At 67.7% G+C, this 18,111-nt stretch carries 20 protein-coding genes; 18 read left to right on the forward strand and 2 right to left on the reverse strand.

Annotated features, from left to right (window positions below):
* Nucleotides 1-138 precede the first annotated feature (138 nt).
* From HDC31_RS17995 to HDC31_RS18010, 4 genes are read left to right on the forward strand one after another with little or no spacing between them, the layout of a single operon-like run.
* A complete protein-coding gene (locus HDC31_RS17995; RefSeq protein WP_113681794.1) occupies nt 139-1,749 on the forward strand; it encodes an ABC transporter substrate-binding protein in 1,611 nt (536 codons plus the stop codon).
* Nucleotides 1,750-1,774: 25 nt separating this feature from the next.
* Nucleotides 1,775-2,722 (forward strand): ABC transporter permease, encoded by a 948-nt coding sequence (locus HDC31_RS18000; RefSeq protein WP_179516390.1) that lies wholly within the window; start codon nt 1,775-1,777, stop codon nt 2,720-2,722.
* Nucleotides 2,719-3,531: an ABC transporter permease gene (locus HDC31_RS18005; protein WP_046749250.1), complete on the forward strand. Its 813-nt coding sequence runs from the start codon at nt 2,719-2,721 to the stop codon at nt 3,529-3,531. The genes HDC31_RS18000 and HDC31_RS18005 overlap by 4 nt, the downstream gene beginning before the upstream one ends.
* Complete coding sequence (locus HDC31_RS18010; RefSeq protein ID WP_113681795.1) at nt 3,528-5,036, forward strand: ABC transporter ATP-binding protein; 1,509 nt, start codon at nt 3,528-3,530, stop codon at nt 5,034-5,036. The genes HDC31_RS18005 and HDC31_RS18010 overlap by 4 nt, the downstream gene beginning before the upstream one ends.
* Here HDC31_RS18010 and HDC31_RS18015 read toward each other — a convergent pair.
* Nucleotides 5,026-5,676, reverse strand: a complete 651-nt coding sequence (locus HDC31_RS18015; RefSeq protein ID WP_058632277.1) for a pentapeptide repeat-containing protein — start codon at nt 5,674-5,676, stop codon at nt 5,026-5,028. The genes HDC31_RS18010 and HDC31_RS18015 overlap by 11 nt on opposite strands.
* 300 nt (nt 5,677-5,976) lie before the next feature.
* Between HDC31_RS18015 and ileS the strand changes: the two genes are divergently transcribed.
* From ileS to ndk, 4 genes are read left to right on the forward strand one after another with little or no spacing between them, the layout of a single operon-like run.
* On the forward strand, nt 5,977-9,366 hold the full coding sequence (ileS, locus tag HDC31_RS18020) for an isoleucine--tRNA ligase (RefSeq protein WP_113681796.1): 3,390 nt from the start codon (nt 5,977-5,979) through the stop codon (nt 9,364-9,366).
* A complete protein-coding gene (locus HDC31_RS18025; RefSeq protein ID WP_141369348.1) occupies nt 9,363-10,715 on the forward strand; it encodes a folylpolyglutamate synthase/dihydrofolate synthase family protein in 1,353 nt (450 codons plus the stop codon). The genes ileS and HDC31_RS18025 overlap by 4 nt, the downstream gene beginning before the upstream one ends.
* Nucleotides 10,712-11,143, forward strand: a complete 432-nt coding sequence (locus tag HDC31_RS18030; RefSeq protein WP_218867904.1) for a DUF4233 domain-containing protein — start codon at nt 10,712-10,714, stop codon at nt 11,141-11,143. Before HDC31_RS18025 ends, HDC31_RS18030 begins: the two co-directional genes overlap by 4 nt.
* A gap of 1 nt (nt 11,144) precedes the next feature.
* A complete protein-coding gene (gene ndk / locus HDC31_RS18035; protein ID WP_017830321.1) occupies nt 11,145-11,561 on the forward strand; it encodes a nucleoside-diphosphate kinase in 417 nt (138 codons plus the stop codon).
* A gap of 68 nt (nt 11,562-11,629) precedes the next feature.
* Here the strand turns inward: ndk and HDC31_RS18040 are convergent, their stop codons facing one another.
* Nucleotides 11,630-12,247, reverse strand: a complete 618-nt coding sequence (locus tag HDC31_RS18040; RefSeq protein ID WP_046749244.1) for a vitamin K epoxide reductase family protein — start codon at nt 12,245-12,247, stop codon at nt 11,630-11,632.
* Nucleotides 12,248-12,470: 223 nt separating this feature from the next.
* Between HDC31_RS18040 and HDC31_RS18045 the strand changes: the two genes are divergently transcribed.
* From HDC31_RS18045 to HDC31_RS18090, 10 genes are all read left to right on the forward strand, one after another.
* Entirely contained in the window at nt 12,471-12,797 is a 327-nt protein-coding gene (locus tag HDC31_RS18045) for a hypothetical protein (RefSeq protein ID WP_113681797.1), read from the forward strand.
* A gap of 550 nt (nt 12,798-13,347) precedes the next feature.
* On the forward strand, nt 13,348-13,935 hold the full coding sequence (locus HDC31_RS18050) for a hypothetical protein (protein ID WP_113681798.1): 588 nt from the start codon (nt 13,348-13,350) through the stop codon (nt 13,933-13,935).
* Nucleotides 13,936-14,012: 77 nt separating this feature from the next.
* Nucleotides 14,013-14,588 (forward strand): hypothetical protein, encoded by a 576-nt coding sequence (locus HDC31_RS18055; protein ID WP_113681799.1) that lies wholly within the window; start codon nt 14,013-14,015, stop codon nt 14,586-14,588.
* Entirely contained in the window at nt 14,585-15,190 is a 606-nt protein-coding gene (locus tag HDC31_RS18060; RefSeq protein ID WP_113681800.1) for a hypothetical protein, read from the forward strand. The genes HDC31_RS18055 and HDC31_RS18060 overlap by 4 nt, the downstream gene beginning before the upstream one ends.
* Nucleotides 15,190-15,567 (forward strand): hypothetical protein, encoded by a 378-nt coding sequence (locus tag HDC31_RS18065; protein ID WP_113681801.1) that lies wholly within the window; start codon nt 15,190-15,192, stop codon nt 15,565-15,567. Before HDC31_RS18060 ends, HDC31_RS18065 begins: the two co-directional genes overlap by 1 nt.
* Before the next feature lie 222 nt (nt 15,568-15,789).
* Nucleotides 15,790-16,242 carry a hypothetical protein gene (locus tag HDC31_RS18070; RefSeq protein ID WP_147251396.1) on the forward strand — a complete coding sequence of 151 codons (453 nt, stop codon included), beginning with the start codon at nt 15,790-15,792 and terminating at the stop codon, nt 16,240-16,242.
* Entirely contained in the window at nt 16,239-16,496 is a 258-nt protein-coding gene (locus tag HDC31_RS20625; RefSeq protein ID WP_113681803.1) for a WhiB family transcriptional regulator, read from the forward strand. Before HDC31_RS18070 ends, HDC31_RS20625 begins: the two co-directional genes overlap by 4 nt.
* Entirely contained in the window at nt 16,493-16,945 is a 453-nt protein-coding gene (locus HDC31_RS18080) for a hypothetical protein (RefSeq protein WP_179516391.1), read from the forward strand. The genes HDC31_RS20625 and HDC31_RS18080 overlap by 4 nt, the downstream gene beginning before the upstream one ends.
* Before the next feature lie 132 nt (nt 16,946-17,077).
* Nucleotides 17,078-17,635 carry a recombinase family protein gene (locus HDC31_RS18085; RefSeq protein WP_113681804.1) on the forward strand — a complete coding sequence of 186 codons (558 nt, stop codon included), beginning with the start codon at nt 17,078-17,080 and terminating at the stop codon, nt 17,633-17,635.
* 49 nt (nt 17,636-17,684) lie between these two features.
* A complete protein-coding gene (locus HDC31_RS18090; protein ID WP_147251397.1) occupies nt 17,685-18,083 on the forward strand; it encodes a hypothetical protein in 399 nt (132 codons plus the stop codon).
* Nucleotides 18,084-18,111 lie beyond the last annotated feature (28 nt).

Consider the following 18,111-nt stretch of genomic DNA (forward strand, 5'->3'; position numbering starts at 1 on the left):
TGTGAGCGTGCCTGAGTGTGGGGTGTGCCGAACAGTCTACCGAGCGTCACGGTGACGGGTCGCCGGCGCAGATCGACCCCGTCCAAGAATCAGCCGTAGGATGGAGGGACCCCGACCCGCTCGTCCAGAGGAACCGTCATGCCCGCAAGATCTGTGCGCCGTCTCCTGCCCTTCGCGGCGCTCACCGCCGCCGCTGCGCTGGTACTCAGTGCGTGTGCTGCGCCCGGCGCCGATGGGGAGGGCGGGGAGCTCGTGTGGTCGATCGAGGGCGCGAATCTGTCCGCAGGGCACATGGATCCGCAGGTCAGCCAGCTCGATGTCTCCGGCATGGTGCAGCGGGCGGTGCTCGACTCCCTGGTCTTCCAGGAGGACGACGGATCGTTCAGCCCGTGGCTCGCGAAGAGCTGGGACGTCTCACCGGACAGCACGGAGTACACCTTCACGCTCCGCGACGACGTGACCTTCACCGACGGCGAGAAGTTCGACGCTGCCGCCGTCAAGGCGAACTTCGACCGCATCGTCGACCCCGAGACCGCGTCGGCCCAGGCAGCCAGCATGCTCGGCGCCGATTTCTACGACGGCACCGAGGTCGTCGACGATCACACCGTCAAGGTGACCTTCACGCAGCCCTACGCGCCGTTCCTGCAGGCGGCGAGCACGCCGCAGCTCGGCTTCTACTCGCCTGCCGCGCTGGAGAAGTCGGCCGACAAGCTCAAAGCGGGCGGCCCCGGGATCACCGTCGGCACCGGCCCGTTCGAGCTCACCGAGTACACACCCGACCAGGAGATCGTCTACACCCGCAACGACGACTACGCCTGGGGCCCGCACGACGCTGAGGCTCCGAAGTTCGAGACCCTGCGCGTCGAGATCCAGCCGGAGGCGTCTGTGCGCGCGGGCGTCGTCGAAAGCGGTGAAGCCGACCTGGCCAGCAACATCCCGCCGAACCTCGCGAAGGACCTCGGCGACGGCATCACGGTCGACTCGATCGAGTACCCGGGGCTGCCGTACTCGCTGTATCTGAACGAGAAGTACGGAGTCTTCGCCGACGAGAAGGTGCGTCAGGCGTTCGCCCGTGGCATCGACATCGACGCCGCGGTGGAGGAGATCTACTTCGGGCAGTTCCCGCGGGCGTGGAGCATCCTCGGGTCGACGACTCCGGGCTACGACGCGTCCCTCGAGGGCAGCTGGCCGTTCGACCAGGATGCGGCGAACACGCTCCTCGACGAGGCCGGCTGGACGGCCCGCGACACCGACGGGATCCGCATGAAGGACGGCAAGCGCCTCTCGGTGCGCTGGATCGCCTGGACTCCGGTTCCCGACGACCGTGCCGCGCTGGCCAACGCGATCCAGTCCGACCTCAAGGGGATCGGCTTCGAGGTCGAGCGCGAGGTGCTCGAACCGGGCGCCTACAACGAGCAGTACGAGCCGAAGACGTTCGACCTGACCGACTGGGGCTTCTCCGGTGTCGACCCCGACCTGCTGCGCAGTCACCTGCACACCGACGGGTTCCAGAACGCCTCACAGGTCAGCGACCCCGAGATCGATGCGCTGCTGGAACAGGCCGTCGCGACGAGCGATCAGGACACGCGGAACGGGCTTTACACCCAGCTGCAGGAGTGGAACGCCACGCACACCGCCATCGTGCCGCTGTACAGCCCGTCGGCGATCACGGCCGTCGGCGACCGCGTCGAGGGCGTCGAGTACGACCTGTACGGCCGTCCGCTGTTCTACGATGTGACCGTCGGCTGAACCGCCGGCTGAGCGGAGGGCACGGGTGGTGAAGGCTGCTCTCGTCCGCATCGCCGGCCTGATCGCCTCCGTCGTCATCGTCCTGTGGGGCGCCGCCACCGTCGCATTCCTCGCGTTCCGAGTGATCCCCGGAGATCCCGTGTCGGTGATGCTGGGACCTCAGGCACAGGTGAGTGAGGCGGTCAAGGACGGCATCCGCGCCGACCTGGGACTGGACCGGCCGCCGTGGGAGCAGTACCTCGGTTTCATCGGCCAGCTGGCCCGCGGGGACCTGGGGGAGTCGTACCAGCTGCGGATGCCGGTCACAGAGGTGATCGGACGCCAGCTGGGAGCGACGGTACAGCTCTCCGTGCTCGCACTGGTGATCGCCGTCGTGCTCGCCGTCGGGGTCGCCGTCCTCGTACGCGGCGACGCAGGACGCACGGCCGCCGCGGCGGTGGAGCTGGTGGTGCTCTCGTCTCCGGTGTTCTGGATCGGACTGGTCCTCCTCAGCGTCTTCGCCTTCGGACTGGGGTGGTTTCCGGTCTCCGGAGCCCGCAACCCCGCCACTATCGTCCTCCCGGCGGTGACGCTCGCGCTGCCGGTGGCCGCGCTGCTCAGTCAGGTGCTTCGGGACGGCCTCGTGCAAGCCGAGCGCATGCCGTTCGCTGAGACGGTGCGCGCGCGTGGGGCGAGTCCTTCGTGGTTCACGCTCCGGCACGGACTGCGTCACGGCGCAGCCTCCGCCGTCACGCTCGCCGCCTATCTGACCGGCTCCGTCCTCGGCGGAGCGGTGCTGGTCGAGACCGTGTTCGCCCGACCCGGTCTCGGACGCGTGACGCTCGCGGCGATCAGCGACCGCGATCTTCCGGTCATCACGGGGATCATCCTCCTGAGCGCCGTGGTGTTCGTCACCGTGAACCTGCTGGTCGAGATCGTGCACCCCCTGACCGACCCGCGTATCAGGGCAGCACGTGACCGGAGCACCCGATGAGGCGCGCGCAGACTGTGCTCCTCTGGTCGGCCATCGTGGTGAGCGCCGTGATCGTGTTCGCGGCGCTCTGGCCCGGGGTCCTCGCCACGCACGATCCACTGCAGACCGATGTCCGCTCCGCCCTGCTGCCGCCCGGCGCGGAGCACTTCTTCGGCACCGATCAGAGCGGGCGCGACGTCTACTCGCGGGTGGTCCACGGCGCGGGGAGATCGCTGGGCATCGGGCTCTTCGCCACCGGGGTGGCTCTGGTCCTCGGGCTCATGATCGGCGCGCTCGCCGGGGTCGCACCGCGGGGCGTCGACACCACCGTGATGCGGGTGAACGACGTGCTGATGGCGTTCCCCGAGTTCCTGGTCGCGCTGGTCGTCGTCGCCGTGCTGGGACCGGGACCCGTGAACATCGCGATCGCGGTGACCCTGGCCGCCCTGCCGGTGTACATCCGGTTGGCGCGCGTGCAGACCCAGACGCTCCGCGTCACCGAGCACGTCGAAGCCGCGCGCATCCTCGGCGTCCCGCGCTGGCGCGCTTTCCGCAGGCACGTGCTGCCGGGCGTGCTCGGTGCGCTGAGCGTGCTCGCCACCATCGGCATCGGCTCGAGCATCCTCGCGGCCGCGGGACTCAGCTTCCTGGGCTTGGGTCCCTCAGAGCCGACGCCCGAGTGGGGATTGATGCTCGCCGGGGGCCGCAATGTGCTGGGCCAGGCCTGGTGGATCTCCCTCTTCCCCGGCGTCGCGATCACGCTGACCGTGGTCTCGGCCACCGTCATCGGGCGAATCCTTCGGGCTCGCGCAGACGGGAGGACAGGATGAACGCTGCACTGCAGGTTCGAGGACTCCGCATCTCGTTCGACGGGAAGCAGGTCGTGGATGACGTGTCCTTCGCCGTCGACCGCGGTGAGTGCGTCGCGATCGTGGGGGAGTCCGGCGCCGGCAAGTCCCTCACGGCGCGTGCCCTGCTGGGCCTGACTCCCGCAGCCGCTGACGTCACCCTGGACGGGCTCGTGGTGGACGGGAGGGATGTCGCCGGTCTCTCCGATCGGGCGTGGAGGGGCGTGCGCGGATCGGGAATCGCGCTCATCTCCCAGGACGCGCTGGTCTCCCTCGATCCCCTGCGGCGCATCGAGGCGGAGATCGCCGAGCCGCTCCTCCTCCACAGGGTCGTCCGGGGGCGGGCGCCGCGAGCGACACGTGTGCGGGAGCTGCTGGAGCGCGTGTGGATGCCCGAACCGGAGCGCCGCGCGCGACAGCACCCGCACGAACTCTCCGGAGGTCTGCGGCAGCGTGCGCTCATCGCGTCCGCACTCGCCGCGAACCCGGCCGTCCTCGTGGCGGACGAGCCGACCACCGCGCTCGACGCCACCGTGCAGGCGCGGATCCTCGGACTGCTGCGTGAGATCACCGACGCGGGGACGGCCCTCGTGTTCATCAGCCACGACTTCGCAGCGGTCCGTCGGATCGCCGATCGTGTCCTGGTGATGCGGAGCGGCGTGGTCGTGGAGTCCGGTCCGGTGGCCGAGGTGCTCGAGAACCCTCGACACGAGTACACGAAGCAGCTCATCGCCGCGACGATCCACGAACCCCGAACCGCTGCGCCGACGGATTCCGCATCGGTGCTGAGAGTCGACCGCGTGTCACGGAGCTTCGGCACCGTGCCAGCGGTCGTCGATGCCTCGTTCGTCGTGAGGGACGGGCGGACGCTCGGCATCGTGGGGGAGTCGGGATCGGGCAAGACCACTCTCGCCCGCATGATCGTCGGCGTCGACGCCCCGGACAGCGGCGCCATGGAGTGGAACGCACCGCGACGGGTGCAGTTGGTGCATCAGAATCCGCTCGGCGCCTTCGACCCGCGCTGGACGATCGGTCGATCGCTGCAGGAAGCGCTGGAGGCCGGTGGTGTGCCCCGCACCGCGCGCCCTGCTCGGGTGGTCGAACTTCTCGCCGAGGTCGGCCTGGCTCCCGCACTGGCCGGCAGACGTCCGAGCGCCCTTTCCGGCGGGCAGAGGCAGCGGGCGGCCATCGCCCGTGCCCTCGCCGCCGATCCTGACGTGCTGGTGCTCGACGAACCCGTCTCCGCGCTCGACCCCTCGGTGCGGGAGCGGGTGCTGCGTCTGCTCGACGGGCTGCAGCGCGAACGCCGGCTGACGATGATCCTCGTCTCCCATGATCTGGATGTCGTGGGATCGGTCGCGGATGACGTGCTGGTGATGCAGGACGGCCGGATCGTGGAGCAGGGGCCGACGTCGGAGGTGTTCGCGGCACCGCAGCACCCGTTCACGAGAGAGCTGATCGACGCGAGCGGCACCGTCAGTCCTTGACGAGGATGCCGATTCCCGCGGCGAGCACGGGTGCCAGCTGCTGCACCTGGAACGAGGTGAGCGTGGCACCGCGCAGGCTGTTGGCGTCGAGGTAGCCGAGAGCGTCGAGCCCGCGCAGATCGAGGTCTTTCGCCCGCATGCCCCGCGAGTCAACCTCGTCACTCGATGTGGACGTGAAGCGCACTCGCGTGAGCTCGGCCCGCGGCATGTCGATCGTGCGGATGGCGCACCCTGTGATCTCGAGATCGGTGACCTTCGCCGCACCGAGGTTGAGGTAGTCGATGCGCACATCGCGCAGGTCGAGCTCGGAGACATGCGCCTCACTGAGGTCGAGGGTCCCGATGCGGCCGCCGTTGATCCGCACTCGCCGCACACCCGCGTCGCGCATGCGCAGCGAGGCGATGCGCACCCCCGACATGTCGACGTCGACGACCGATGCCCCGGTGAGGTCGACGGCATCGGCGTCTGCGCTCACGACGCACTGCTCGACCGTCGAATAGGCGAGGTCGACGGTACCGGCCAGATCGAGTCGAGCGGCGACGAGGTCGGCACTGCGGGCAGCCCGAGCCGGTTCGAGCACCGGCGGCAGATCGGGCGCCGTGACGCGGGGAGACGCGGGGGAGTCGGAGGTGCGGGCCATGTTCCGAGCGTAGGGCGGGCCGACGACATCGTGCGCGGTCGCCATCCGGGAAGGACCGTACGCCGGGGAGCAGTGGGCACGCGTACACTGGTGGGACGAGCATCGATCCGGCCATCACCGGGGAGCTCTCGGAAGAACGGCGTGACCTTCGGGCCGCGCTCAGTAGAACCGAGCGGGGCAGGCCCGTCACAGCCGCAGTGAGAGTGGTCGCGCCGCAGGGCGCGGCACGCGAGGTGGTACCGCGGTCCGTGAGGGTCGTCCTCGCATGAGCATCCGCCACGACGACCACTGCGAGCCACGATGACCTACCCCCGTTCCGCCTTCGGCCCCGCCGCCGACTCCGTCGCGCCCAGCCCTCGCTTCCCGCAGATCGAGGAGGAGGTGCTCGCGTTCTGGGAGGCGGATGACACCTTCCGCGCGTCGATCGCGCAGCGCGAGGGGTCGCCGGAGTGGGTGTTCTACGACGGCCCGCCCTTCGCGAACGGCCTTCCGCACTACGGCCACCTGCTCACGGGGTACGCGAAGGACGTGTTCCCGCGCTTCCAGACGATGACCGGCCACAAGGTCGATCGCGTCTTCGGCTGGGACACGCACGGACTTCCCGCCGAGCTCGAGGCGATGAAGCAGCTCGGCATCACCGAGAAGGCCGAGATCGAGGAGATGGGCATCGACGTCTTCAACGCGAAGGCGAAGAGCTCGGTCCTGGCCTACACGCACGAGTGGCAGGACTACGTCACCCGTCAGGCGCGTTGGGTCGACTTCGACCGTGGCTACAAGACGCTCGACCTGGGCTACATGGAGAGCGTGCTCTGGGCGTTCAAGACGCTGTACGACAAGGGCCTCGCCTATGAGGGATACCGGGTGCTCCCGTACTGCTGGCGTGACGAGACCCCGCTCAGCGCCCACGAGCTGCGTATGGACGACGACGTGTACCAGATGCGTCAGGACCCCTCCGTGACGGTGACCTTCCCGCTGACCGGAGCCAAGGCCGAGGCGCTCGGGCTCACCGGCGTGCGCGCCCTCGCCTGGACGACCACCCCCTGGACGCTCCCGACCAACCTCGCGCTCGCCGTGGGGCCGGACATCGACTACGTGGTACTCCCGGCAGGCCCGAACGGCGCAGCGGACGTGCACCAGGCCGCAGGGACGACGGATGCCGCGATCGAGGCCTCGGCGCACCGATACCTGCTCGCCCGTCAGCTCGTCGGCGGATACGCGAAGGACCTCGGGTACGAGAGCGCCGATGACGCGCTCGCCGCCGTCGACGCGACGGTGCGCGGTGCCGACCTGCAGGACGTGACCTACGACCGCCTGTTCGACTACTACGCCGACACCGAGACCTACGGCACCGAGAATGCCTGGCGCATCCTCGTCGACGACTACGTCACGGTCAGCGACGGCACCGGGATCGTCCACCAGGCTCCGGCCTACGGTGAGGACGACCAGCGGGTGGCCGGTGCCGCCGGCATCCCCACGATCCTGTCGCTCGACGACGGCGGCAAGTTCCTCCCGAACGTCACCGACGTCGCCGGCCAGCTGTGGATGGACGCGAACACCCCTCTGGTGCGCCTGATCCGCGAGAACGGCCGACTGATCCGCCTGCAGAGCTACGAGCACTCGTACCCGCACTGCTGGCGCTGCCGGAACCCCCTGATCTACAAGGCCGTGTCGAGCTGGTTCATCCGCGTGACGGACATCAAGGACGACATGCTCGCGAACAACGAGCAGATCACGTGGGTGCCGGAGAACGTCAAGCACGGACAGTTCGGCAAGTGGCTCGAGGGCGCGCGCGACTGGTCGATCAGCCGCAACCGCTACTGGGGCTCGCCGATCCCGATCTGGAAGAGCGACGACCCGGAGTACCCGCGCGTCGACGCCTACGGCTCGTTGGAGGACCTCGAGCGCGACTTCGGCACGCTTCCGCGCAACCCTGAGGGCGAGGTCGACCTGCACCGCCCGTACATCGACGACTTGACGCGTCCGAACCCGGACGATCCCACCGGCAAGAGCACGATGCGCCGTATCGAGGACGTCTTCGACGTGTGGTTCGACTCCGGTTCGATGCCCTACGCCCAGGTGCACTACCCGTTCGAGAACCAGGAGTGGTTCGACTCGCACTCGCCGGCGGACTTCATCGTCGAGTACATCGGTCAGACCCGCGGCTGGTTCTACGTGATGCACGTGCTGTCGACCGCGCTATTCGATCGCCCGGCGTTCACGGGCGTGAGCTGCCACGGAATCGTGCTCGGCAGCGACGGCTACAAGATGTCGAAGTCGCTGCGCAACTACCCCGACGTCTCCGAGGTGCTCGACCGCGACGGCTCCGACGCGATGCGCTGGTTCCTGATGTCGAGCTCGGTGCTGCGCGGCGGCAACCTCGCGGTCACCGAAGAGGGCATCCGCTCCGGCGTCCGCGAGTTCCTGCTGCCACTGTGGAACTCGTGGTACTTCTTCGCCACCTACGCGAACGCATCGGGCGCCGCCGGCTACGAGGCGCAGTGGAGCACCGATTCCACCGATGTGCTCGATCGCTACATCCTCGCTCGTCTCGGCGACCTCGTCCGCGAGGTGCGTGCCGACCTGGAGGGTCTCGACTCCACGACGGCGTCCGCGCGGTTGCGCGACTTCGCCGAGGTGCTGACGAACTGGTACATCCGACGTTCGCGCGATCGTTTCTGGACAGGCGTGACGGAAGACCCGAAGAGCCGTGAGGCGTTCGACACCCTCTACACCGTGCTCGAGACGCTCACCCGCGTCGCTGCGCCTCTCGTGCCCCTCATCAGCGAGCGCGTGTGGCAGGGCTTGACCGGTGGACGCAGCGTGCACCTGACCGACTGGCCGGACGAGGCGCAGTTCCCCGCAGCGGACGAGATCCGCGACGCCATGGACGCCGTGCGCGAGCTGTCGAGCGTGGGCAACGCACTGCGGAAGAAGGAGAAGCTGCGTGTGCGTCTCCCACTCGCCCGCTTCACCGTGGTCTCGCCTCTCGCGGCGTCGCTCGGGCAGTTCGAGGACATCCTCCGCGAGGAGCTCAACGTGAAGTCGGTCGAACTCGTCGCACTCGCCGATGACACCGCAGCGGAGTACGGCATCGCGCACCGCCTCAGCGTCAACGCCCGCGCGGCCGGTCCGCGTCTGGGCAAGGACGTGCAGAAGGCGATCCAGGCCGCACGCTCTGGCGACTGGAGCGAGGAGGCCGGTGTCATCACAGCCGGCGGCATCGCGCTGGAGCCGTCGGAGTACGAGCTCGTGCTCGAGACGACCGGCCGTCCGGAGGGGGAGGCTCTGGCCATCGTGCCGAGCGGGGGTTTCGTGCTGCTGGACACCAGGACGACCCCCGAGCTCGAGGCGGAGGGGCTCGCCCGAGATGTGATCCGCGCCGTGCAGGAGACGCGCAAGAACGCCGACTTCGACGTGAGCGACCGCATCCGGCTGGTGCTCCGATTCCAGGACGATGCGGACACCGCAGCCGTGGTCTCGGCGTTCGAGCTGGCAGGCATCGCTGCGGAGACTCTCGCCGAGGAGTACTTCGTGATCGATGCGCAGGGCGACTCGATCTTCGGTCATGGTGCGGTCCTCGCCGGTGCAGGAAGCGCGACGCCGGAGTTCTCCGCTGTGATCTCCGCCGGGACGTATGCGAACATCGGCGACTTCACGATCGACGTGACCAGGAGGGGAGCGGGAGCATGAGTGCTGCTGACAGGGCGGATGCCGTCTACGAGGCGCTTCTGAGCCGAGCGGGAGAGCGCTGGGTGCAGCCGCGCAAGGAGCGCACCGCCCGGATCCTGGCCTTCCTCGACGACCCGCAGCGCACCTACCGCGTCGTGCACATCACGGGCACCAACGGCAAGACGTCGACGGCCCGGATGATCGAGAGCCTTCTGCGTGCGCACGATCTGCGTACCGGGCTGTTCACGAGTCCACACCTCGAGCGCTTCACCGAGCGCATCATGATCGACGGCGAGCCCATCGCCGACGAGGCCGTCGCGGACGCGTGGGACGAGATCGAGCCGTTCGTGGACATCGTCGACGCCGAGCTCGAGGCAGCCGGTGACGCTCCGTTGACCTTCTTCGAACTGCTGACCGTGCTGGCATTCGTCGCGGTCGCCGACGCTCCGATCGATGTGCTCGTGCTCGAGGTGGGCATGGGCGGCGAATGGGACTCCACCAACACGGCAGACGGCGACGTCGCGGTGTTCGCGCCGATCGACATCGACCACGCCGACCGCCTCGGCAGCACGATCGCCGAGATCGCCGAGGTCAAGGCGGGCATCATCAAGGAGGGCGCCGCCGTGGTGTCTGCTCAGCAGCCCGCGGAGGCCGCCGAGGTGCTGCGCCGGGTGGCTGCGGAGCGCAACGCCACCATCGCCTTCGAGGGCGAGGAGTTCGGTCTCGCCGAGCAGAAACTCGCGGTCGGTGGGCAACTGCTCACGATCCGTGGCCTGGCGGGGGACTACACCGAGGAGTACCTCCCGCTGTACGGGGCGCATCAGGGGCACAACGCCGCCCTCGCTGTCGCCGCGGTGGAGTCGCTGATCGGGGGCGCCACGCAGCGCATCGCGGCCGACATCGTCACCGCGGGCCTGCAGGAGAGCACTTCTCCCGGCCGACTGCAGCTGCTCGGCATCGCGCCGACCGTGATCGTCGACGCGGCGCACAACCCGCACGGCGCCAAGGCGCTCGCGCAGGCACTGGACGACAGCTTCGACTTCGACGAGTGGGGTCTGGTGCTCGGTGTGCTCGCCGACAAGGATGCCGCGGGCATCGTCGCCGAGCTGGCCCCGAGGGCGGCACACGTCTTCGCCACCGCTCCGGATTCGGATCGAGCGAGCGATGCTGATGCGATCGCCGATCTCGTGGAGCAGAGCGGCCAGCGGGCGACCGTGCACCACTCTCTCGCCGACGCCGCCGACGCCGCGCGCGAGTGGGCCGCCTCCTCCGACCGCCGCGCGGTGATCATCGCGGGCTCGGTGGTGCTCGCCGGAGAGGCGATCGCGCTGTCGCAGGACGAGGACTGGAAGGCGGGGTGGCGCGCATGAGCGCCGATGCCGCACCAGCGCGTCGTCCGCGCCCGCCGCGCACCCTCGTGCAGAAGCTCGCACCCGTCGTGCTGGGGTTCGAGGCGATCGTGGTCTTCCTCGTCGGACTCACGATCTTCGGGTTGCGTCAGCTCCCCGATGGCGTCGAGCAGTGGTGGGCGATCGTCGCCGGGGCGGTGCTCGCCCTCGCGTGCATCGCGATCGCGGGGATGATCACGAAGCCCTGGGCACTCACCGCCGGGTGGGTCGTCCAGGCCCTCGTCGCGCTGTCGGCGTTCTTCGTCCCCTCCATCCTGCTCGTCGTCCTGATTTTCGGCGGGATGTGGGCGTATGCGACCATCGGAGGGGCCCGACTGGACGCACGACGCCCCGTCGAGCCCTCGACCGAGACTCAGACCACGCAGATCTCAGACACAGAGAGTGAATGACATGGCCACCGAAGAAACCCTCGTCCTCGTCAAGCCCGATGGCGTCGCTCGCGGCCTCACCGGCGCGATCCTCGCCCGCATCGAGGCGAAGGGCTACGCCCTCGTCGACATCCGCCTCGTGGAGCCCGACCGTGACCTGCTCGCCGAGCACTATGCCGAGCACGAGGGCAAGCCGTTCTACGAGCCGCTGCTCGAGTTCATGCTCTCCGGCCCGTCTGTCGCGATCCGGCTCGCGGGCAACCGCGTGATCGAGGGCTTCCGCTCTCTCGCAGGCACGACCGACCCCACGACCGCCGCACCGGGCACGATCCGTGGCGACTTCGGTCGCGACTGGGGCCTCAAGGTGCAGCAGAACCTGGTGCACGGCTCCGACAGCCCCGAGTCCGCCGCGCGCGAGCTGGGAATCTGGTTCGACTGAGAACCCGTCCACATGCGAAGAGCCCGTCCACCGAATCTCGGTGGACGGGCTCTTTCCGTGCTGCAGCCTCAGAAGATCATGCCGATGACCTCGCCGAGGAGGTCGAGGCCGCGCAGCTGAGCGAGGAGGATCACGACGGCGTACGCGAGGATCGTGGCGAGCGGGACCCAGGCCATCAGCCGGTTCGCGCGCTCCTGCACCTTCTCGTTGCCGGTGAAGCTGCCGTTTCGTGTCAGGTGCAGCATGGTGGCGAAGAAGGTCGGGATGGTGACGGACCAGGTGAGCATGCACCACGGGCAGAGCACACCGAGGTTGGGGGCGTAGATGCTCTGCCAGATCAGCCAGCAGACGAGGCCGAAGGCGAAGGTCACGCCGGCGCCGAAGGTCAGCCAGAACCACCGGGGGAACCGTGAGCCGGCGAGCAGTGCGACGCCGACGAAGAGGGGTGCCATCCACCCGGCGATACCGAGGATCGGGTTGGGGAAGCCGAAGACCTCTCCCTGCCACGACTCGAGGTTCTTCCCGCACTGGATCATCACGCTGACGTTGCAGCTCAGCACGGCGTCGGGATTGGCCGCGAGGACGAACTTCTCGACCGTCAGCTGGAATGCGGCGAACCAGCCCACCACACTCGCGATGATCAGCCAGACGGCGTAGACGACGGGGCGGGTGCGCTGCTCGCTCATACTGGGGATTATCCCAGCGCCTGCTATGGATGGGGCGAGAACAGGCCGGACAAAACTCGCTGCGGACGACGGGATACCGCGAACCGACCCACTTGGTGCGATAAAGACGGATCGGCCCAAATCGTCCCGCTATTTCTGAAATCAGGCGGAACTCTCAGGCCAACAGTAGCAAGGTGGGCCGTAGATCACGGCCCACCTCACGGCCCACCGATAGGGTCGCTGCATGAGCTACATGGTCCCGAACATCACGCCGGAGATGATGGCGTCGCAGGATCGATACCGGACGACGCTGGCGGCTCAGCGCACCGCACGAGCTGCGGAGGGCACCAAGAAACGACTGAAGCGAGTTGTCGGCGCGCTAGAGGATCAACTAGATGTTGCTCAGGCCACTCAGCTAGCGATGGAGACACAGCTCGAACTAGCCAAAGCCGCACAGGCCTCGGCGGAGGCGGCTCAGCGCTTCTCCAAGTGGATCTCAATCAGCTCGCTGATCGTCGCCGTAGCGTCACTGGGCGCGGCGGTCGCGGCGATAGTCGTCACGATTCAGTGAGCGCGGAGTGCGGCGAGCGCGATCCTGGGGATAAGCCTGTGGACATCTAGCGCGTATGCAGCACTAATTAAGCGCAGATGAGAGGGACTATCCGCGAGGTCGACAGCGCGCCGCCTACGGAGTAGTCTCGCCGGGTAGGGGCTAAGCCAACTTCACACTCATGCCGCCTCGGGTGGGCGCTCGGATACGAGAAAGCCGCCCGGTCTGCCAGGACACGGGCGGCGAAGGAATCTCTATGCTCAGCCTACCTGCCGTCGTACTCCCTCGCACCCCTCGCCGGGTACCCTTCACTCGCGAGCAGCGAGCCCGAAACGAGCGTGCCGACGCGCGTCGCGCACGGCTCCTCCGGCGAGCGCGGTCACTGTCCATCCATCAAGACACGGTAACTATAGGCACCGCACATGATGCGCGTTACGCACTAAACGCGACTCAGAGGGTCTACTCGCTACGCAGCAAGCTCCGCAACTGCGGGCAGGTCGGCCACAAGTGCGGCTCGGCGCTCTGCGCCGTCTGCTCGACAGGCCGGGCCAGCCAGCACCGTAGAGACCTGATGAGCGCTCTGGGGAGCCAGCACCACGGCACCGCACTCATGTGGACCGCCACGATTTCCAGCACGCCCGGACGGGCGCTCAGGCCGCAGTGGGGAGACCTCTCACAGGTCCTCGCAGCGACCCTCAAAGGCGGATGGCTGAGGCGCAGGGGCGTAGCCGGAAGCGCTCGCGCCATCGAGCCCAAGCGGGGCAGTGAAGCGTGGCACGTGCATGCTCACAGCCTGATCGTATTTTCAGAAACGAAGAGCCGGGAGGATTCCGTCGCGTTCGCGCTATCCCTCCGAGATCGCTTCCTCCAGCAGGCCGAAGCGCTGGACATCGACGCCGGGCCTCAGGGGCAGCATGTCCGCGTGGTGACAGACCTCAGCATTGCCGTGGACTACATCACGAAGGATCGGGTTAGCGCGAACGGCACGAATAGCGCTTCTCGCCTGTGGGCATCGGTTCACGCCGGTGACGCAGACGCCCTCTCGCTCATTCACGAGCTGGAGGCTGGGGCGTTCCGCCGCCGCGCGTGGGAGGTGACCGGCGTCTGTCAGCCGCCCCTGGACTTTGATGATCTTCTCCGCCGTGGGGCTATGGGTTAGCGCGTACGCGCGCGATAGAGGACCGGGTATCGGTCGCTGATGACCGAACGATGACGGTGCGGTCGATTACTTAGTACATGAGCATCGAGATCACCGCAGCACGTACCCGCAGCGCGGGGAGACCGTGCGCGGTGTGCTCTCTCCCCTCCGCGCAGCGCACAGCCTTGGAGACCGCCCTCGCCGCAGGCAGCTCGATTTCCAGCATTGCCAAGCAGGATTGGGCCCCCGGACGCGAGTCGATCACGCACCACCTGAAGGGTGGGCACCTTCCCGCGCAACTCCAGCAGCAGGCTGAGCGCGCCACCGGCCTGGACTACACCTCCGTGGTGGGCCGGATCTCCGACATCGCGGAGCGAGCACGGAGCACCGCTATCGAAGCCGCCGAGGCAGGCGACCGTGCAGGCGTCCTACGAGCTGGAGACAGCGAGCTACGCGCCCTGTCGATCCTCGCCACGAGCGGGGAGACCTCCGAATTCGAGATCACGCAGCGGAGCGCGCACCGTGACCTGAGCGTCGCAGTCGTGCGCCTCGCCCGTGAGGGCTCTGTCGCCGTCCAGGCCATCGCAGACGAGCTGGAGAGCATGCACCGCCCGCTCCTCGCAGATGAGATCCGCGAGCAGTTCCCTGAATCAAGAAATGAGATCGCATCATGAGCAGCAAGCAGACTGAGACGCCGAGCGAGAAGCTGGACCGACTGCGCGCGGAAGTCGCCACTCACCAGAAGAGCGAGACCGCCGTGCCTGTGGTCCAGGCGGGCGATGTCATCCACGCCCTGGCCACCGGCCTCTCGATCTCGCGCACCGCATCCCTTTGGGGAGGTCTCCCGCCGCTCCTCCTCACCCGCGGCGACCGCATCGTGGTCACCGCGGAGATGGTCGCCGCCGACCGCGACAGACACGGTCGCCCCGGTTGGACGTCCATGGTCCACGACCCCGACCGGCAGCTCCGCCGCTGGGGGAAAATCTTCCTGGCACCGGGCGAGCCGCCCGAGGGCATCGAGCCTTGGGAATACGGCTCCAGCGAGTGGGCAGAGGCCCGTGAGACGGCACGGAAGGCCGCGTGGAACGAACCGAACCCGCAGCGCCGCGCCGTGGCCCTGGACGACGTGCAGCGCGTCTACGGGGCCGCGCCGACGACGTCCACGATCACGGCGACGATCAAGGGCGATGCCGACTATGACGCGCAGCAGCAGCGCATCGCGGCGAGCGCGACCACTGGCGGTCCGAACCTCGGCCCTTCTCGGACGAGCTACTGATGCCCGCGGCGTACGGCAACAAGAGCAGGTCGGTGCACACAGCCGTCCGCGATCTCGTGAGCCTCTACCTGGACGCCCGAGGCATCCCCTCGACGTCGAAGCGCACGCCGACGAGCCTGTCGGACTCGCTGGGGGAAGATGCACTGGACCCTGATCTCGCCCTCGATGGCGTAGATCTGAAAGTGACCTCGCGGCTCCGCCCGTTCCGGATCTCGGAGGATCTGGAGATGGCGCAGCGCACCGCCGCGATCAGGGGCACCATGCTGGGCGCACTCATCCAGTGGAGGTCCGAGCAGCCCATCGAACAGGCGTACGCCATCGTCAGCCTGGACGACTTCGCCAAGCTCGTCCGCGGCGATCACCTTCCGCCGCCTTGACCCGCAGACTCCCGTGCAGCCGCGCTCCTTCCTTGGCCTCCTGCACGGGTACCGCTGGGTGAGTTTCAGAATCCTCACCTGGCACCCGGCCCCGCGGCGGATTCGGACACGTCGCGGGGCCACCCCCTCAGCCCCGGCCCCTCACAAACCACCCCCATGGGGAAGCTGGCAGTGAGGTCGAAACCCTCGTGAGGGGTCGGTCTCTCACTACCTGGAGTCATGATGAGCAGCAGCAGAGCAGCCAGAAAGATCCACCCCCGCGCGCCGTGGGTGAAGCATCCCGGTGTGTACGCCGCGCCCGATCCCTGGCTGCTGTGGGAGGCTCCCCGCGGACGTACGGCGCACCCGGCTACCCCAGGGGCACGGGGCACCAAGTCGAGCGCTCAGGCGCGTGCAGACGCCGCCACGGGGGTCTCTCTCGTAGACCCGCCGAAGGTGCCCGCGACGAGCACCTTGGTCCCCGTCTTCATCGACGGCAAGCGTGTGCGCGTACCAGTCGATTGGGACATCGCAATCGACTCCAGCCACGAGCGGAGTCAGCTCTACCTCCGCGAGCCGGGCGGGACGCTGCACGTGCTTCTCCTCGACCAACAGGGCCTTCTCCGCGAAATGGCCGGACTCCCTGCGGATCTCGTCTCCGACCTCGTCGCCAAGTACTTCCCTGGACGACGATGAGCGCAGCAGCGGCCTGGGCGGAGCTGAGCCGAGCCCTCCTGGTACTCGCGCCCGCGTGCGACGGCGACGACCGGTTCATCTCAGACGGTCGTAGCTCAGCCACCTCCACCGAGCTGGCTTCGATCTGCGCTGACTGCCCAGTGCTGACCGTTTGTCGCTCGTACGCATCCGAGGCGAGGCCACACACGATGGCTGGATTCTGGGGAGGGCGCTGGAGGGGCAAGCCGCTCCAGCATGAGGCGGTGAAGACGTGACCTTGATCCCCATCGGGCGCAAACTCGTCTCCGCCGATGCTCGACCTCTTGGCCCTGACGCCGTGGTGGATGCTGTCCTCGCGGTGAAGCACTCACGCGCGACGCCGACACCCGATCTCCTCGACGCTCTCCGTGACGTCGGCCCCGTCGCCGTCGATCTCGTCGTCGTCAGCTCGGAGTGGATCGAAGGCAGGCCGGTGCTCACTTTTGGAATCGAGAACTACGAGCCCCTACCGACAGTGCCGCCGCAGCTCTTCCGGTACGCAGAGACCGCCGCGGGCGTGTGGTGGAGTGGATCGAAGTTCGACGCATGGCGTGAGGGCTCAGGCCGTCACGCACAGCCGAGCGTGTGGATGGCCGATACCGATGACCTCGATGTGCTCGCATCGCTCCGATGCCGGTTCGGGAGACAATACGCGCCGAGGGAGTTCGTCGCTATCAGACACTGACCGGCGTTGAGTGTCCGTAAACGATCATCTACGGACACTCAACGTAGCGCTCCGAAATCTCGGCGTGTCGTCGTCCAAAACTCGTGTACGAAATCTATGTAACTCCAGCACCGTTTCTGTTACATTTGATCCATGAGCACTCGACGCATCGGCATGGGCCGCGTATCCACCACCGATCAGAACCCTGAGTCACAGCACGACGCTCTGACCGCAGCCGGGTGCGACAAGGTCTATGTGGAGAAGTACACCGGCACCAAGTCCGAGCGCCCCGTGTGGTCCATGGTCCGTGACCATGTACTCACCGAGGGCGACACTCTCGTCATCACCCGGCTGGACCGTCTGGGCCGATCCACCAAGGATCTCCTCCAGATCGCCGCCGACCTCGAAGCGCGAGGCATCAACCTCGAAGCGACCGAGCAGCAGATCGACACCACGACGCCGGAGGGGAAGTTGTTTTTCACCATGGTGGCCGCGTTCGCAGAATTCGAGCACAGCATGATGCGCGCCCGCACGATGGATGGACTCGCAGCAGCTCGTGCACGTGGTCGCAATGGTGGACGTCGAGCCAAGCTCACCCCGCAGAAGGTCGCTGACATCCGCGAGCGCGTCGAGAAGGGCGAGTCGATCACCGACATCGCCGCCTACTTCGACGTGAGCCGCCCGACGATCTATCGGGCGCTCAGTGCCTGAGATCCACCGAACCGAGGTGACGATTCGGAGCCTCGTGGCATCGGTTGTAATGCTGGGCATCATCACCTCCGCCGCCGCTTGCGCACCGACCGCGACCGGGCCAACGCAGCCAGTGGAAGAGCAAGCGAGCGTCACCCTCGCTCCTCACCAGGTTCGCTCGTTCATGATCGACGGTACGGGCTCCGTTGAGAGCAACACGGACTATTCGACCACGACGCTATCCATCGACGTCACCAAGCTGGACAACTCCATCGCGAGCGACATGGGCGTCGCGATCATGTTCGGTGACGTGCGGTGCGAGAGCCGCCGCCCCTTCTCGGTGTACGCCGCCGACCAGATGGGCGGGAAGCTGTTCGAAGGTGAAGCCGGTTACCACCTGCTAACGTGCGAACCGTTCACGCCTGCTAGTGAGTTCGCGGATCTCCCTCCCGGTGAGGTGGAGCGATGATGTCGGCGCAGCCTGTCGGGCACGCGCG

The sequence above is a fragment of the Microbacterium sp. JAI119 genome, from assembly GCF_013410135.1.
Taxonomy (GTDB): Bacteria; Actinomycetota; Actinomycetes; order Actinomycetales; family Microbacteriaceae; genus Microbacterium; species Microbacterium oxydans.